This window comes from Erwinia sp. GW821-FHT03D09 (assembly GCF_059420805.1).
Map to the genome: position 1 here is coordinate 86,040 of NZ_JBWKUK010000005.1, position 13,679 is coordinate 99,718.

The 13,679-nt window shown below is 56.5% G+C and carries 9 protein-coding genes; 2 read left to right on the top strand and 7 right to left on the bottom strand.

Annotated features, from left to right (window positions below; genetic code table 11):
- Genes rsmA through lptD form a run of 4 tightly spaced genes read right to left on the bottom strand, consistent with a single transcriptional unit; the run spans window position 1 to window position 5,526 of the window.
- Entirely contained in the window at window positions 1–822 is an 822-nt protein-coding gene (gene rsmA / locus AC07U6_RS06225) for a 16S rRNA (adenine(1518)-N(6)/adenine(1519)-N(6))-dimethyltransferase RsmA (RefSeq protein ID WP_494761530.1), read from the bottom strand.
- On the bottom strand, window positions 815–1,807 hold the full coding sequence (gene pdxA / locus AC07U6_RS06230; protein ID WP_494761531.1) for a 4-hydroxythreonine-4-phosphate dehydrogenase PdxA: 993 nt from the start codon (window positions 1,805–1,807) through the stop codon (window positions 815–817). The genes rsmA and pdxA overlap by 8 nt, the downstream gene beginning before the upstream one ends.
- Complete coding sequence (gene surA, locus AC07U6_RS06235; protein WP_494761532.1) at window positions 1,797–3,092, bottom strand: peptidylprolyl isomerase SurA; 1,296 nt, start codon at window positions 3,090–3,092, stop codon at window positions 1,797–1,799. Before surA ends, pdxA begins: the two co-directional genes overlap by 11 nt.
- A gap of 55 nt (window positions 3,093–3,147) precedes the next feature.
- A complete protein-coding gene (lptD, locus tag AC07U6_RS06240) occupies window positions 3,148–5,526 on the bottom strand; it encodes an LPS assembly protein LptD (RefSeq protein WP_494761533.1) in 2,379 nt (792 codons plus the stop codon).
- A 211-nt stretch (window positions 5,527–5,737) separates the two neighbouring features.
- Between lptD and djlA the strand changes: the two genes are divergently transcribed.
- On the top strand, window positions 5,738–6,562 hold the full coding sequence (gene djlA, locus AC07U6_RS06245) for a co-chaperone DjlA (protein WP_494761534.1): 825 nt from the start codon (window positions 5,738–5,740) through the stop codon (window positions 6,560–6,562).
- A 65-nt stretch (window positions 6,563–6,627) separates the two neighbouring features.
- On the opposite strand, the gene rluA is transcribed toward djlA, so the two are convergent.
- The 3 genes from rluA to polB all read right to left on the bottom strand — a co-directional run bounded on the left by rluA (window position 6,628) and on the right by polB (window position 12,738).
- Window positions 6,628–7,287 (bottom strand): bifunctional tRNA pseudouridine(32) synthase/23S rRNA pseudouridine(746) synthase RluA, encoded by a 660-nt coding sequence (gene rluA, locus AC07U6_RS06250; RefSeq protein ID WP_494761535.1) that lies wholly within the window; start codon window positions 7,285–7,287, stop codon window positions 6,628–6,630.
- Window positions 7,288–7,328: 41 nt separating this feature from the next.
- Entirely contained in the window at window positions 7,329–10,235 is a 2,907-nt protein-coding gene (gene rapA / locus AC07U6_RS06255) for an RNA polymerase-associated protein RapA (RefSeq protein ID WP_494761536.1), read from the bottom strand.
- A gap of 139 nt (window positions 10,236–10,374) precedes the next feature.
- Window positions 10,375–12,738: a DNA polymerase II gene (gene polB / locus AC07U6_RS06260; protein WP_494761537.1), complete on the bottom strand. Its 2,364-nt coding sequence runs from the start codon at window positions 12,736–12,738 to the stop codon at window positions 10,375–10,377.
- 171 nt (window positions 12,739–12,909) lie between these two features.
- On the opposite strand from polB, the gene AC07U6_RS06265 reads away from it, so the two are divergent.
- Window positions 12,910–13,671, top strand: a complete 762-nt coding sequence (locus AC07U6_RS06265; RefSeq protein WP_494761538.1) for a DedA family protein — start codon at window positions 12,910–12,912, stop codon at window positions 13,669–13,671.
- Window positions 13,672–13,679 lie beyond the last annotated feature (8 nt).

The window sequence follows — 13,679 nt, forward strand, 5'->3', positions numbered from 1 at the left end:
TCAGCTCTCCTGCGGCTGTGGATTCGCAGACAACCAGTTAGCCAGCTGGCAATACTGGGCTACCGTAATGTTCTCGGCGCGCAGCGTGGGATCGATATTCATCTCTTCGAGTGCTTCCGGCGTGAACAGATGGCCCAGACTGTTGCGCAGCGTTTTACGGCGTTTACCGAAGGCTTCGGTCGTAATGCGGCTCAGCACTCGAACGCTCTCTACCGGGTTAGGCAGCGTGGCATAAGGCACCAGACGCACTACGGCGGAATCAACTTTCGGTGCCGGGGTGAAGGACTCCGGCGGGACTTCCAGCACCGGGATTACCTGGCAGTAGTACTGCGCCATCACCGTCAGACGACCATACGCCTTACTGCCCGGACCGGCAACCAGACGATTCACCACTTCCTTTTGTAGCATAAAGTGCATGTCGCGGATCGAACCGACGTAGCTGAACAGGTGGAACATCAGCGGCGTGGAAATATTATACGGCAGGTTGCCGAACACGCGCAGCGGCTGACCTTTTTCTGCGGCGAGGGCCGCAAAATCAAAGGTCATCGCATCCTGCTGGAAGATAGTGAGCTTCGGGCCCAGGAACGGATGGGTTTGCAGGCGGGCCGCAAGATCGCGATCAAGCTCCACGACGGTCATTTCGTCAATGCGCTCGCCAACCGGCTCGGTCAGTGCGCCAAGGCCGGGACCGATTTCGACAATCGCCTCACCCCGCTGTGGGTGGATGGCATTGACAATACTGTCGATAATATACTGATCGTTAAGGAAGTTCTGGCCAAAACGTTTGCGGGCAAAATGGCCCTGATGGACGCGACTATTCATTACTGCTCTTAATCATGGTGATGGCGAGGTTAAGCGCCGTTTTAAAGCTGCCCGCATCGGCCTGACCGCTCCCGGCCAGCTCAAGAGCCGTACCGTGATCGACAGACGTGCGGATAAATGGCAGACCGAGGGTGATATTCACCGCGCGGCCGAAGCCCTGATATTTTAGCACCGGAAGGCCCTGATCGTGATACATCGCGAGCACTGCGTCTGCATGCTGCAGATATTTGGGCTGGAACAGCGTATCGGCAGGAAGTGGGCCGGTCAGGTTGAGCCCACGCTGACGCAGTTCGTTCAGCGCCGGGATAATGGTATCAATTTCTTCTCGCCCCATGTGGCCACCTTCCCCGGCGTGGGGATTCAGCCCGCAGACCAGGATATGCGGCTCCCGGCTGCCAAATTTACTTTGCAGATCGGCATGCAGAATCGTAATCACTTCATGCAGGCTTTCACGGGTAATGGCGGCGGAAACATCCTTCAGCGGCAGATGCGTGGTGGCCAGCGCCACGCGCAGCTCTTCCGTTGCCAGCATCATGACCACGCGATCGCAACCCGCGCGTTCGGCAAAGAATTCGGTATGGCCGCTGAAGGGAATGCCTGCATCGTTAATCACACCCTTGTGGACCGGTCCGGTGATCAGCGCGGCAAACTCGCCGTTCAGGCAGCCGTCACAGGCGCGGGCGAGTGAAGCCAGCACGTAATGGCTGTTCTCCACGCACAGCTCACCGGCGGTCACCGGCTGCGCCAGCGGCAGCGGCAGTACTGTCAACGTACCCGCACTTTGTGGCTGGGCGGGCGTATCCGGCTGGTATTCACGAAGGGTCAGGGGTAAATGCAAAGCTGCCGCGCGGGTGCGCAGCAGCTCGGAGTCGGCACAGATAACCAGTTCAACCGGCCAGGCCTGTTGGGCTAGCTGAACGATTAAATCAGGACCAATCCCGGCGGGTTCGCCGGGTGTGATAACGACGCGAAAGTTATTGCGCATTGGCATCCAGAATCTTCACGTAGGCACCGGCGCGCTCTTCCTGCATCCAGGTCTGCGCTTCTTCCGCAAACTTGCGGTTGAACAGCAGGCGGTAAGCGCGTTCTTTCTTCGCCGCGTCGGTCTTATCAACCTGGCGTGTGTCCAGCAGCTGAATTAAATGCCAGCCGAACGAAGAGTGAACCGGGGCGCTCATCTGGCCTTTTTGCAGGCGCAGCAGGGCATCACGGAAGGCCGGGTCGAAGGTTTCCGGAGAAGCCCATCCCAGGTCGCCGCCCTGATTCGCCGAACCAGGGTCCTGTGACAGCTGCTTAGCCGCATTGGCAAAGCTCAGCTTGCCGCTGTTGATCTCATTGGCGACTTCCTGCAGCTTCTGGCGAGCCTGGTCATCGGTCATAATCGGCGACGGCTTCAGCAGAATATGGCGGGCATGTACTTCGGTTACGGAGATGCTCTGGCTGTCGCCGCGCATGTCGTTCACTTTCAGAATATGGAAGCCCACACCGGAACGGATTGGGCCGATAACGTCGCCTTTTTTGGCAGTAATCAGCGCCTGGCCGAACAGTGACGGCAGCTCCTGAATACGGCCCCAGCCCATGTTACCGCCCTTCAGCGCCTGAGGATCGGCGGAGTAAGTGATGGCCATTTTACTGAAGTCGGCGCCGCTTTTGGCTTCTTCAACCAGTTTACGCGCCAGCGCTTCCTGATCGTCAACCTGCTGCTGGGAAGGATTTTCCGGCAGCGGCAGCAGAATGTGGCTGAGGTTCAGCTCGGTGCCTGCGTCGTTCTGCGAGGCCATCTGCGTTGCCAGGGAGTCCACTTCCTGCGGCAGAATAGTGACACGACGGCGAACTTCGTTATTGCGCACTTCTGAGGTCAGCATCTCTTTACGGATTTGCTCACGGTAGGTGGCGTAGTTGATACCGTCGTAGGCCAGGCGGCTACGCAGCTGATCGGCGCTCATTTTATTCTGCGCGGCGATATTGCCAATCGCCTGATCCAGCTGAGCATCGCTGATCTGAATGCCGGCCTGTTTCGCCATTTGCAGGAGAATGTTGTCCATAATCAGACGTTCAATAATCTGATGGCGTAACGTTTTATCATCGGGTAGCTGCTGTCCTGCCTGCTGTGCCTGACCTTTAACGGATTGCATCATGCCGTTCACATCACTTTCTAACACCACGCCGTTGTTAACAATAGCGGCGACTTTATCAACTACCTGCGGGGCTGCGAACGCGGTGCTGGCTGTCAGAGCTGCACCGAGGATCAGCATTCTCCAGTTCTTCATACTTTTTCCATTCTTCCTATCCGCAATGCGGGTTGGCATATCAAACATTACAACATCAGAAAGCGCGTTGATAAGGCAGGATGCCCTGACGCAGCATTTGACCGGTACCTAAGCCATAACTTGGGCTGAGGCCACGCAGTTCAATGTTGAACGAGACTTTATTGTCATACTTACTGTTGTCGTCTTCCCAGCTGGTGATTTTACGTTCATAGCCAAGGCGAATCGCATAACAGCATGAGCTGTACTGGATACCCACCAACTGATCGGCGGGTTGATTCGCTTTAGTATCGTAATACCACGCACCGACTACGGACCAGGCATCAGCAATAGGCCAGCTTGCTGTGGCGCCAACCTGAGAAATACCTTTCTGATACAGCGGGTTAGTATACTGAGTCAGCGTCTGCTGAATATACTCTTCGCTGGTGTAGCGGTAGTTCAACTGCACCATGCGGTCTGCATCACGACGCCACTCCAGCACGGCGTTACCCTGCGAAACGTTGTCAAGGCGGGTGTCATACTGCAGTCCACCGCGCGCTGCCCAACGATCGCTGATTTTCCAGTAGGTATCGCCAGCCCACACCAGGCTGCCTCGATCGCCATCGTCCGTATTGTTTAATCCGGTGCGTGCCGGGGTAAACGAGTAGATTTGACCAATGGAAGCGTTAAAACGTTCAACCAAATCGTTATCAAATATTCGTGTGGTCACACCGGTGGTCACCTGGTTCGCCGAAGCGATGCGATCCAGGCCACTGTAAGTCTTGTCACGGAACAGGCCGGTATAGTCGCTCTGCAACAGCGTGGAGTCATAGGCGTTGATATTGCTCTGGTTACGATACGGAATGTACAGATACTGCATCCGTGGTTCCAGGGTCTGCGTATAGCCCGGCGACCAGTTCATATCACGGTCAAAGACCATCTTGCCGTCAATTTTAAACTGCGGCATCACGCGGTTAACCGAGTTCTTTAGCTGGTTATCCTTGTTCTGACTCAACGAGTTGAAGTATTCAACGTCATTCTGCTCGTAATGGGTTGCCAGCAGTTTGGCTTCGGTGTTCAGGCTACCCCAACCGTTAGAAAGCGGCAGATCGATTGTGGGTTCCAGATGTAAACGCGTGGCGTCCGGAAGATCGCCGTTGACGTTGGTGAACTTCACTGCCTGCGCATAAAGATGCGTATCGAACGGACCGATGTCATTTTTATAGTAGTTGAAGTCAAACTGCGGTTCTGCGCGATAAACATTACGCGTGGAGTTATTGGCGAAGATCTGGAACTGTTTGGTTGACAGTGTGGCATCCCAGTTCTTTTCCGCGTAGCCCACGCTGAATTTCTGCGTGACATAGCCATCCGTTGTCGAACCGTAAGTTGAGTCAAGGTCGGTGAAGTAATACGGATCGCTGACTTTGGTGTAGTCCGCGTTGAAACGCCAGTTCTGCTCGTAGATGCCGGAATGACGCCAGTGGAACAGCCAGCGGTTCGAATCTTTATCGTCCGCATGCTCACGATTGTAAACGTCATCAGACTTCATGTAGTCGAATTCCATCAGGCCGGTACCCACACCGGTCAGATAGCGGAACTCGTTCTGCCACTGCATACCGCGGCGGCTGATGTAATGCGGTGTCAGCGTGGCATCGGCCTGTGGCGCGATATTCCAGTAGTACGGCAGCATAAATTCAAAGCCGCTGCTGCTGCCGTATTTTGCATTCGGGATCAGGAAGCCTGAGCGGCGCTTATCGCCTACCGGCAGCTGTAGGTAAGGGCTGTAAAACACCGGCACCGGGCCGATTTTAAAGCGGGCGTTCCAGATTTCAGCCAGCTGCTCGTCGCGGTCGTGGATCACTTCGGAACCCACCACGCTCCAGCTATTCTGGCCCGGAAGGCAAGAAGTAAACGTACCGTTTTCCAGAATGGTATAGCGGTTGTCACCGCGCAGTTTCATCTGGTCGGCATCACCGCGCCCCTGACGACCCACCATCTGGTAGTTACCGTTCCAGACGTTGGTGTCTTTAGTATTCAGATTTGACCAGGCTTTCGGCCCTTTCAGGATCACCTGGTTATCGTCGTAGCGCACATTGCCGAGTGCATCCACGGTACGGGTTGGCGTGGTCTGACCCTGCACTGTTTTCTGGTGCAGTTGAACTTCGTCGGACTGCAGGCGGCTGTTGCCCTGCTGAATATCGACGTTGCCGGTAAATACCGCGTTATCGGGGTAGTTTCCCTGCGCTTTGTCGGCATCAATGGTGACAGGCAGCTCGTTGGTTTTTTTTCCCTGTACCAGAGGACGGTCGTAACTAGGTACACCCAGCATACATTGAGATGCGAGGTCATCGGCCAGTCCTTGCTGGCTGTACAGCGCTGAACCGATTAAGGTTGCCAGCAATGTAGGTAGACTTTTTTTCATACGCGGTATCGAAAATTCCGTGGTCACTGGCATCATGCCGACAAACCGTCAGAGACTAACGTACTCAACTGGATTGCGCCAGTCATACCCACCATCTTTCAGGAGGATTCAGTTGACTCTTTGTCTGTCTGCATCAACCAAACAGGGATACTTCTGGTTGTTTGACCGTGTTGCCAATAGGCTATGGGATGAATGACAGGTATGATAATGCAATTTTTAGCCTTCAGCATGGCGAATTGAGGAGTATATGCGCTATTGGGGAAAAGTATTGGGTCTTGTGCTCGGTTTGTTATCCGGCGGGGGGTTTTGGGGGCTGGTTATCGGCCTGCTGGTGGGGCATCTGGTTGACCGTGCGAGCGTCACAAGGCAGCAGGGCTATTTTGCCAATCAGCAGACCCGCCAGGCGCTGTTTTTCCGCACCACCTTCCAGGTTATGGGGCATTTGACCAAGTCAAAAGGGCGGGTAACCGACGCGGATATTCAGATGGCCTCGCAGCTGATGGATCGCATGCAGCTGCATGGCGAAGCCCGAACCGCCGCCCAGCGCGCATTTCGTGAAGGGAAAGAGGGCGATTACCCGTTAAGGGATAAGCTACGCGAGCTGCGCAGCGCCTGTTTTGGCCGCTTTGATTTGATTCGGATGTTTCTGGAAATTCAGATCCAGGCCGCCTTTGCCGACGGGTCGTTGCATCCCAATGAACGTCAGGTGCTGTATGTGATCGCAGAAGAGCTGGGGATTTCCCGCGTTCAGTTCGATCAGTTCTTACGCATGATGGAGAGCGGCCAGCAGTTTGGCGGCGGTGGCTATCAGGGCGGCGGTTCTTCTCAGGGCGGTTATACTCCCGGCAGCCGTGGTCCAACGCTGGAAGACGCCTGCAGCGTTCTTGGGGTTAAAAGCAGCGATGAAGCCACAACTATCAAGCGTGCCTACCGTAAGCTGATGAGTGAGCATCATCCCGACAAGCTGGTGGCAAAAGGATTGCCGCCGCAGATGATGGAAATGGCCAAGCAGAAAGCGCAGGAGATTCAGGCCGCGTACGACCTGATTAAACGTGAGAAAGGATTTAAATAGTTGCCAGGCTAGCTTACGGGGTATTTCAGGCTTGAGCAGCGCTCAACGTCCTCACGTACTCCATATCAAAAATCGGCAGGCTGGCGGAAGGTCATCGGCGTGCCGAACAGCGGATGCGTGATACTCAGGCTTTCCGCATGCAGCTGCAGGCGTGGTGCCATTGCCCGCGCTTCATCATGTGCGTAAAACCGATCGCCAAGAATAGGATGCCCCAGCGCCAGCATATGCACGCGAAGCTGGTGGGAGCGCCCGGTGATCGGTTTTAACTGCACGCGCGCGCTGTTGTCAGCGGCATAGTCCAGCACCTGATACTCGGTCTGCGCCGATTTCCCGGTTTCAAAACACACCTTCTGCTTAGGCCGGTTAGGCCAGTCACAAATCAGCGGTAAATCCACCAGGCCCTTTTCCGGCTGCGGATGCCCCCAAACGCGGGCGACGTAGGTCTTCTGCGGCTCGCGTTCGCGGAACTGGCGTTTCAGCTCACGTTCGGCGGCCTTATTGAGCGCCACGACGATTACGCCACTGGTGGCCATATCCAGACGATGCACGGATTCAGCTGCCGGAAAATCACGCTGAACGCGCGTCATGACGCTGTCCTTGTGTTCTTCCTGGCGTCCGGGAACCGACAGCAGGCCGCTGGGCTTATTCACCACCATAATATGCTGATCCTGATAGAGGATATGCAGCCAGGGTTCAAGCGGCGGATTGTAGGGTTCCATTATCATTTCTCTGCCTGGGGCCTGCCGGGCTGGCCCACTATTAAGACTTACTGGTGGGTGACAACAATCAAACGCAACGCATCCAGACGCCAGCCGGCCTGATCCAGATTCGCCAGCACCTGCTCACGATTACTTTCCAGCGCATCAATCTCATCCTGACGGATGTTCGGGTTGACCGCGCTCAACGCTTCCAGACGCGACAGCTCGGCGCCCAGCTTCTCATTGGCTTCCACGCGGGCGGCTTCGATCAGCTTGCAGGCTTCCACTTCGGCCTGCTCTTCAGAAAGCTTGATGATCTCGTGCACGTTCTGCTGTACCGCATTCACCAGCTTGCTGCCGGTGTGGCGGTTTACCGCGTTCAGCTGACGGTTAAAGCTTTCAAACTCCACCTTGCTGGCGAGGTTGTTGCCTTTGCTGTCCACCAGCATACGCACCGGCGTTGGTGGCAGGAAGCGGGTCAGCTGCAGATGCTTAGGTGCCTGAGCTTCCACCACGTAGATAAGCTCCAGCAGCAGCGTACCCACCGGCAGCGCCTTGTTTTTCAGCAGAGACAGCGCGCAGCTGCCGGTATCGCCGGAGAGGATAAGATCCAGACCGTTGCGGATGATCGGGTGTTCCCAACTGACGTACTGCGCATCTTCACGTGACAGCGCCTGGCTACGATCAAAGGTAATGGTGCAGCCATCTTCCGGCAGGCCCGGGAAGTCCGGTACCAGCATGTGATCGCTGGGGGTCAGCACGATCAGATTGTCGCTGCGATCTTCCTGATTGATACCGACGATGTCGAACAGGTTCAGCGCGAAGTTGACCAGCTCAACGTCATTATCCTGCTCGGAGATCAGGTCGGCGAGCGCCTGCGCCTGCTCGCCGCCGTTAGAGTTCAGCTCCAGCAGGCGGTCGCGTCCCTGTTCCAGCTGGGCTTTCAGCGCGTCGTGCTGTTTGCGGCACTCGTGGATAAAGTCATCCATGCCTTCCTGATTTTCCGGTGAGGCCAGATAGGCGATCAGCTGCTCATAGGCGCTGTCATAGATCGTGCGGCCGGTCGGGCAGGTGTGCTCAAAGGCATCCAGCCCTTCGTGATACCACTGGACCAGCACCGACTGCGCGGTTTTTTCCAGGTACGGAACGTGGATTTCGATGTCGTGCGCCTGGCCGATACGGTCGAGACGACCAATACGCTGTTCCAGCAGATCCGGGTTAAACGGCAGATCGAACATCACCAGCTGGCTGGCGAACTGGAAGTTACGGCCTTCTGAACCGATTTCGGAGCACAGCAGAACCTGAGCGCCATCTTCTTCCGAGGCAAACCACGCCGCCGCACGGTCGCGTTCAATGATCGACAGACCTTCGTGGAAGACGGCCGCGCGAATACCTTCCCGCTCGCGCAGCACCTGCTCCAGCTGCAGCGCGGTGGCGGCTTTGGCGCAGATCACCAGCACTTTCTGATCGCGGTTGCTGGTGAGGTAGCCCATCAGCCATTCAACGCGCGGATCGAAGTTCCACCAGGTGCCGCTGTCGCCTTCAAATTCCTGATAAATCTGCTCCGGGTAGAGCATATCCCGGGCGCGTTCGTCGGCGGATTTGCGTGCGCCCATAATGCCGGACACTTTGATCGCCGTCTGATACTGGGTTGGCAGCGGCAGGCGGATCTGGTGCAGTTCGCGTTTCGGGAAGCCTTTTACACCGTTACGGGTATTACGGAACAGCACGCGGCTGGTACCGTGGCGGTCCATCAGCATGCTGATCAACTCTTTACGAGCGGCCTGTTTGCCTTCGCGATCGCTGTTAGCGACCTGCAGCAGCGGTTCGATATCCTGCTCGCCCATCAGGTCGTTGATCAGGTTCATCTCATCGTTGCCGATGGACTTATCCGTCAGCAGCATTGCTACCGCATCGGCAATCGGGCGGAAGTGCTTCTGCTCTTCGGCAAACTGCGCGAAATCGTGGAAGCGATTCGGGTCCAGCAGACGCAGACGGGCGAAGTGGCTCTCCATACCCAGCTGTTCCGGCGTGGCGGTTAGCAGCAGCACGCCCGGGATACGCTCGGCCAGCAGCTCAATCACCTGGTATTCACGGCTCGGCGCCTCTTCCGACCAGACCAGGTGATGAGCCTCATCGACCACCATCAGGTCCCATTCGGCATCGGCCAGCTTCTCAAGGCGCTGCTTGTTGCGGCGCACGAAGTCCAGCGAACAGATAATCATCTGCTCGGTATCAAACGGGTTATCGCTGTCGAGCTGGGCTTCGGCATAGCGGGCATCGTCAAACAGCGCGAAACGCAGGTTAAAGCGGCGCAGCATTTCAACGAGCCACTGGTGCTGTAGGGTTTCCGGTACAACGATCAGGATGCGTTCGGCGCGGCCGGCCAGCAGCTGCTGATGGATAATCATCCCGGCTTCAATGGTTTTCCCTAACCCCACTTCGTCTGCCAGCAGTACGCGCGGCGCATGGCGGCGACCGACATCGTGAGCAATATGCAACTGGTGCGGGATCAGGCTGGTACGCATACCGCGCAGGCCGCTGGTGGCCAGGCGATACTGCTCGCTCTGATATTTACGCGCGCGGAAGCGCAGCGCGAAACGATCCATGCGGTCTAACTGACCGGCGAACAGGCGATCCTGCGGTTTACCAAATACCAGCTTGCTGTCCAGCATCACTTCACGCAGGCGCACACCGATTTCACCGGTGTCGAGGCGGGTACCAAAATAACTCACCACGCCGTTATCGGTTTGCACTTCGTCAACGTCCAGCTGCCAGCCTTCGTGGCTGGTAATGGTATCGCCCGGATTAAAAACGACACGAGTGATCGGCGAATCATTTTTAGCATAAAGACGGTTTTCGCCCGTAGCGGGGAATAATAGCGTCACCATTCGGGTATCAACGGCAACAACAGTTCCTAATCCCAGTTCGCTTTCCGTATCGCTTATCCAGCGTTGACCAAGTGTAAAAGGCATAAATATTCGGCTCGATTTTCGTGTAGTCAGTTTCAGGCAATAGTATAACGCCCCGGCAGAATTTGCCCGGCGTGCATGTCAGAACGAGTTATTTGAGGAAGGGCGCTATGGTACTGGAAGGTGGCCCGTTCGTCACCTGTCAAAAAAGCCCCAGTTGTCCGGTTATCAGTGTCGAGAAGTCATCTTCCAGGAACGGCAGGATACCATCGGCCACCGGCTGCAGCTGGCGCGTCAGGTAGTGATCGTAGTCCAGCGGCGTACTGCGCGCTTCGAGCGGCTCCGGGCCGGAGGTGGCAATCACGTAGCGAATTTTCCCGCCGTTCTGATACTGCAAAGGGTGCCCGAGCTTCTGATTCACGTCGTCGGCAATGCGTGCGGCGCGCACGTGCGGTGGCACATTTCGCTGGTAATCGTCGAGCGGGCGACGAAGCCGTTTGCCGTAAACCAGCTGATCGTCCAGCTCGCCGTCCAGTAGTTTCCTGACGGTTTCACGGATGTAATCCTGATAGGGCTGCTGTTTAAAGATTTTCAGATACAGCTCCTGCTGGAATTTTTGCGCCAGCGGCGTCCAGTCGGTGCGTACCGTTTCCAGGCCTTTGAAAATCATTTTTTCACCGCTGCTGCCGTTAACCATTCCGGCATAGCGTTTTTTGCTGCCCTGTTCCGCCCCGCGAATGGTGGGCATCAGAAAGCGGCTGAAGTGAGTTTCATACTCCAGCTCCAGCGCGCTGGTGATACCGTACTGCTGGTGTAAATGTTGCTGCCACCACCGATTGACCTTTGCCACCAGCTTCTGGCCAATAGCGCTGGCCTGCGCCTCATCGTGCGGGGATTTCAGCCAGACGAAGGTTGAGTCGGTATCGCCGTAAATCACGTCATAGCCTTCCGCTTCAATAAGCTCCCGGGTCTGGCGCATGATCTCGTGGCCGCGCAGCGTAATAGAAGAGGCGAGACGTGGATCGAAGAAGCGGCAGGCGCTGGTACCCAGCACGCCGTAAAACGCATTCATAATGATTTTCAGCGCCTGCGACAGCGGCTTGTTGCCCTGTTTTTTTGCCGTCTCTCGCCCGGCCCAAATCTGACTGACGATGTCCGGCAGGCAGTGAGTCGTGCGGGAGAAACGCGCGCCGCGAAAGCCGGGTACGGAATCTGCCTCATCGGGATGCGCTATCCCCTCCACCAGCCCTACCGGGTCGATCAGAAAGGTGCGGATAATTGAGGGGTACAGACTTTTATAATCCAGCACGAGTACCGAATCGTATAAGCCGGGGCGCGAGTCCATCACGTAGCCGCCGGGGCTGGCCTCCGGGGCAATCTCACCGAGATTAGGCGCAACGAATCCGGCGCGATGCATTCTAGGCAGATAGAGGTGGCCGAAGGCGGCGACCGATCCGCCGTGGCGATCGACGGCCAGGCCATTGATCGATGCCCGCTCCAGTAAAAACGGTATCAGCTCGGTGTGCTGAAAAATGCGCGTCACCAGCTCGCAGTCCTTGAGGTTGTAGTGCGCCAGCGCCGGTTTATCTTCGGCAAAGCGCTGATTGATCTCTTCCATGCGCTGCCAGGGATGATTAATCGCCTTACCCTCGCCGAGCAGCTCGCGGGAAACAGACTCCAGGCTGAAGGAATCGAAATTCCAGAAGGCCGATTTCAGCGCTTCAATGCCGTCGATAATCAGCCGCCCGCTGGCCTGAGCAAAGAAAATGCCGGGCTTAAAGCCGTGCTCGCGCCACTCCAGCACGTTACTGCTGCCGCGTCCCAGACGCAGCGGAATGCCGTAACGGTCGGCGTGCTTTTGCAGTACTCGCAGGTCAAACTGTACGACGTTCCAGCCGATCAGCACGTCGGGATCGTGGCGAGCAAACCAGTCGTTGAGTTTTTCTAACAGCTGCGGACGGCTGGAAACGTATTCCAGATTGAAATCGATACTGCTGGCATCACCGTTCTCCGGGCCGAGCATATACACATCGCGCTGGCCGCAGCCTTCCAGGCCGATGCAGTACAGCTCGCCGTGCTGGGTCGTTTCGATATCCAGCGATACCCATTTCAACGGAGGTCGATAGCCGGGGTGAGGTTTTAAGCGCGTATTCACCTGCCTTGCGCCGGCTGGCTGGCCGCTGAACCAGACGGCGGCGGTGATAAAGCGCTCCATCAAAAAACGCTCCGGCGGGCGGACATCGGCCTCGAACAGGACAATGCCGTTTTCACGCAGCAGTTTTTCCAGCTTCTGCAGCTGGCGATACTGTTTGCAGTACAGACCCACCACCGGACGCTGGCGGAAATCTTTCAAGTTCAGGGGGGCAAAGCGCCAGTCGCGTTCGCCGGCCAGCAGCGCGGTGGCGGCAGCCTGTTGTTCAGCGGGGAGAAAGGCTACCGACTCCTGTGGCGGCAGTACCACGCACTGCGGGCCGCTGTCGGTCGCCAGCCACAGGGTGATTTCGCTGCCTGAAGGGGTATCGCGCCAGTGGCGGGTTAACAGAAATCCTGCTTGTGCGTTATTCACCCTGACCTCGTTATGCTGTTCATTAGACTATAATAACATGTTTATTTATACAGTATTCATTGGGCGGGTGTCTAATCTCTCGCCGCTATGCATTCGTATACAAATCTGGCCTTGACGCTTTTTAACTCTCTCAGGACAATCCGAGGTCCTGAAAATCGTTTTGGAACATTAATGGAAGCCTGGCTGCAACACATCATTACTCAATCGCTGGCGTGGTCGCTGCTGGCCGTTGGGCTGGTGACCTTTTTAGAATCTCTTGCGTTGGTGGGGCTGCTGCTTCCCGGTACCGTGTTGATGGCTTCCTTTGGTGCGCTGATTGGTAGCGGGCAGGTGGCGCTGTATCCCGCCTGGCTGGCGGGGATAATTGGCTGCCTGCTGGGGGACTGGATCTCCTATTTCATCGGCTGGCAGTTTAAGGGGCCGCTGCACCGCTGGTCGTTTATCAAACGGCACCAGAAACTGATGGATAAAACCGAGCATGCCCTGCACGAGCACAGCATGTTTACCATTATCGTTGGGCGCTTTATCGGACCGACGCGTCCGCTCATCCCACTGGTTGCCGGCATGCTTGAGCTGCCGGTGCGCAAGTTTTTGCCGCCGAATATTATCGGCTGCCTGCTGTGGCCACTGCTCTATCTGCTGCCGGGTATTCTCGCCGGGGTGGCGATTGACGTGCCGAAAGATGCCAGCAGCGGCCTGTTTAAATGGTTGCTGTTACTGGTGGCTATCCTGGTCTGGCTGGGCTTCTGGCTAAGCTGGCGCCTGCTGCGGGCCAGGAAGCAGCAGGACTGGGCAACGCCGTATCTGCCCGCATCGCGCCTGCGCTGGCTGGCACCGGTGATGCTGATCGTGGCGATTGGCAGCTTTACGGCTATTCAGTTCCATCCGCTAATGCCGGTGTTCCGTCATCTGCTTTGGCAGGTCTTCTTCTGATTGATGCG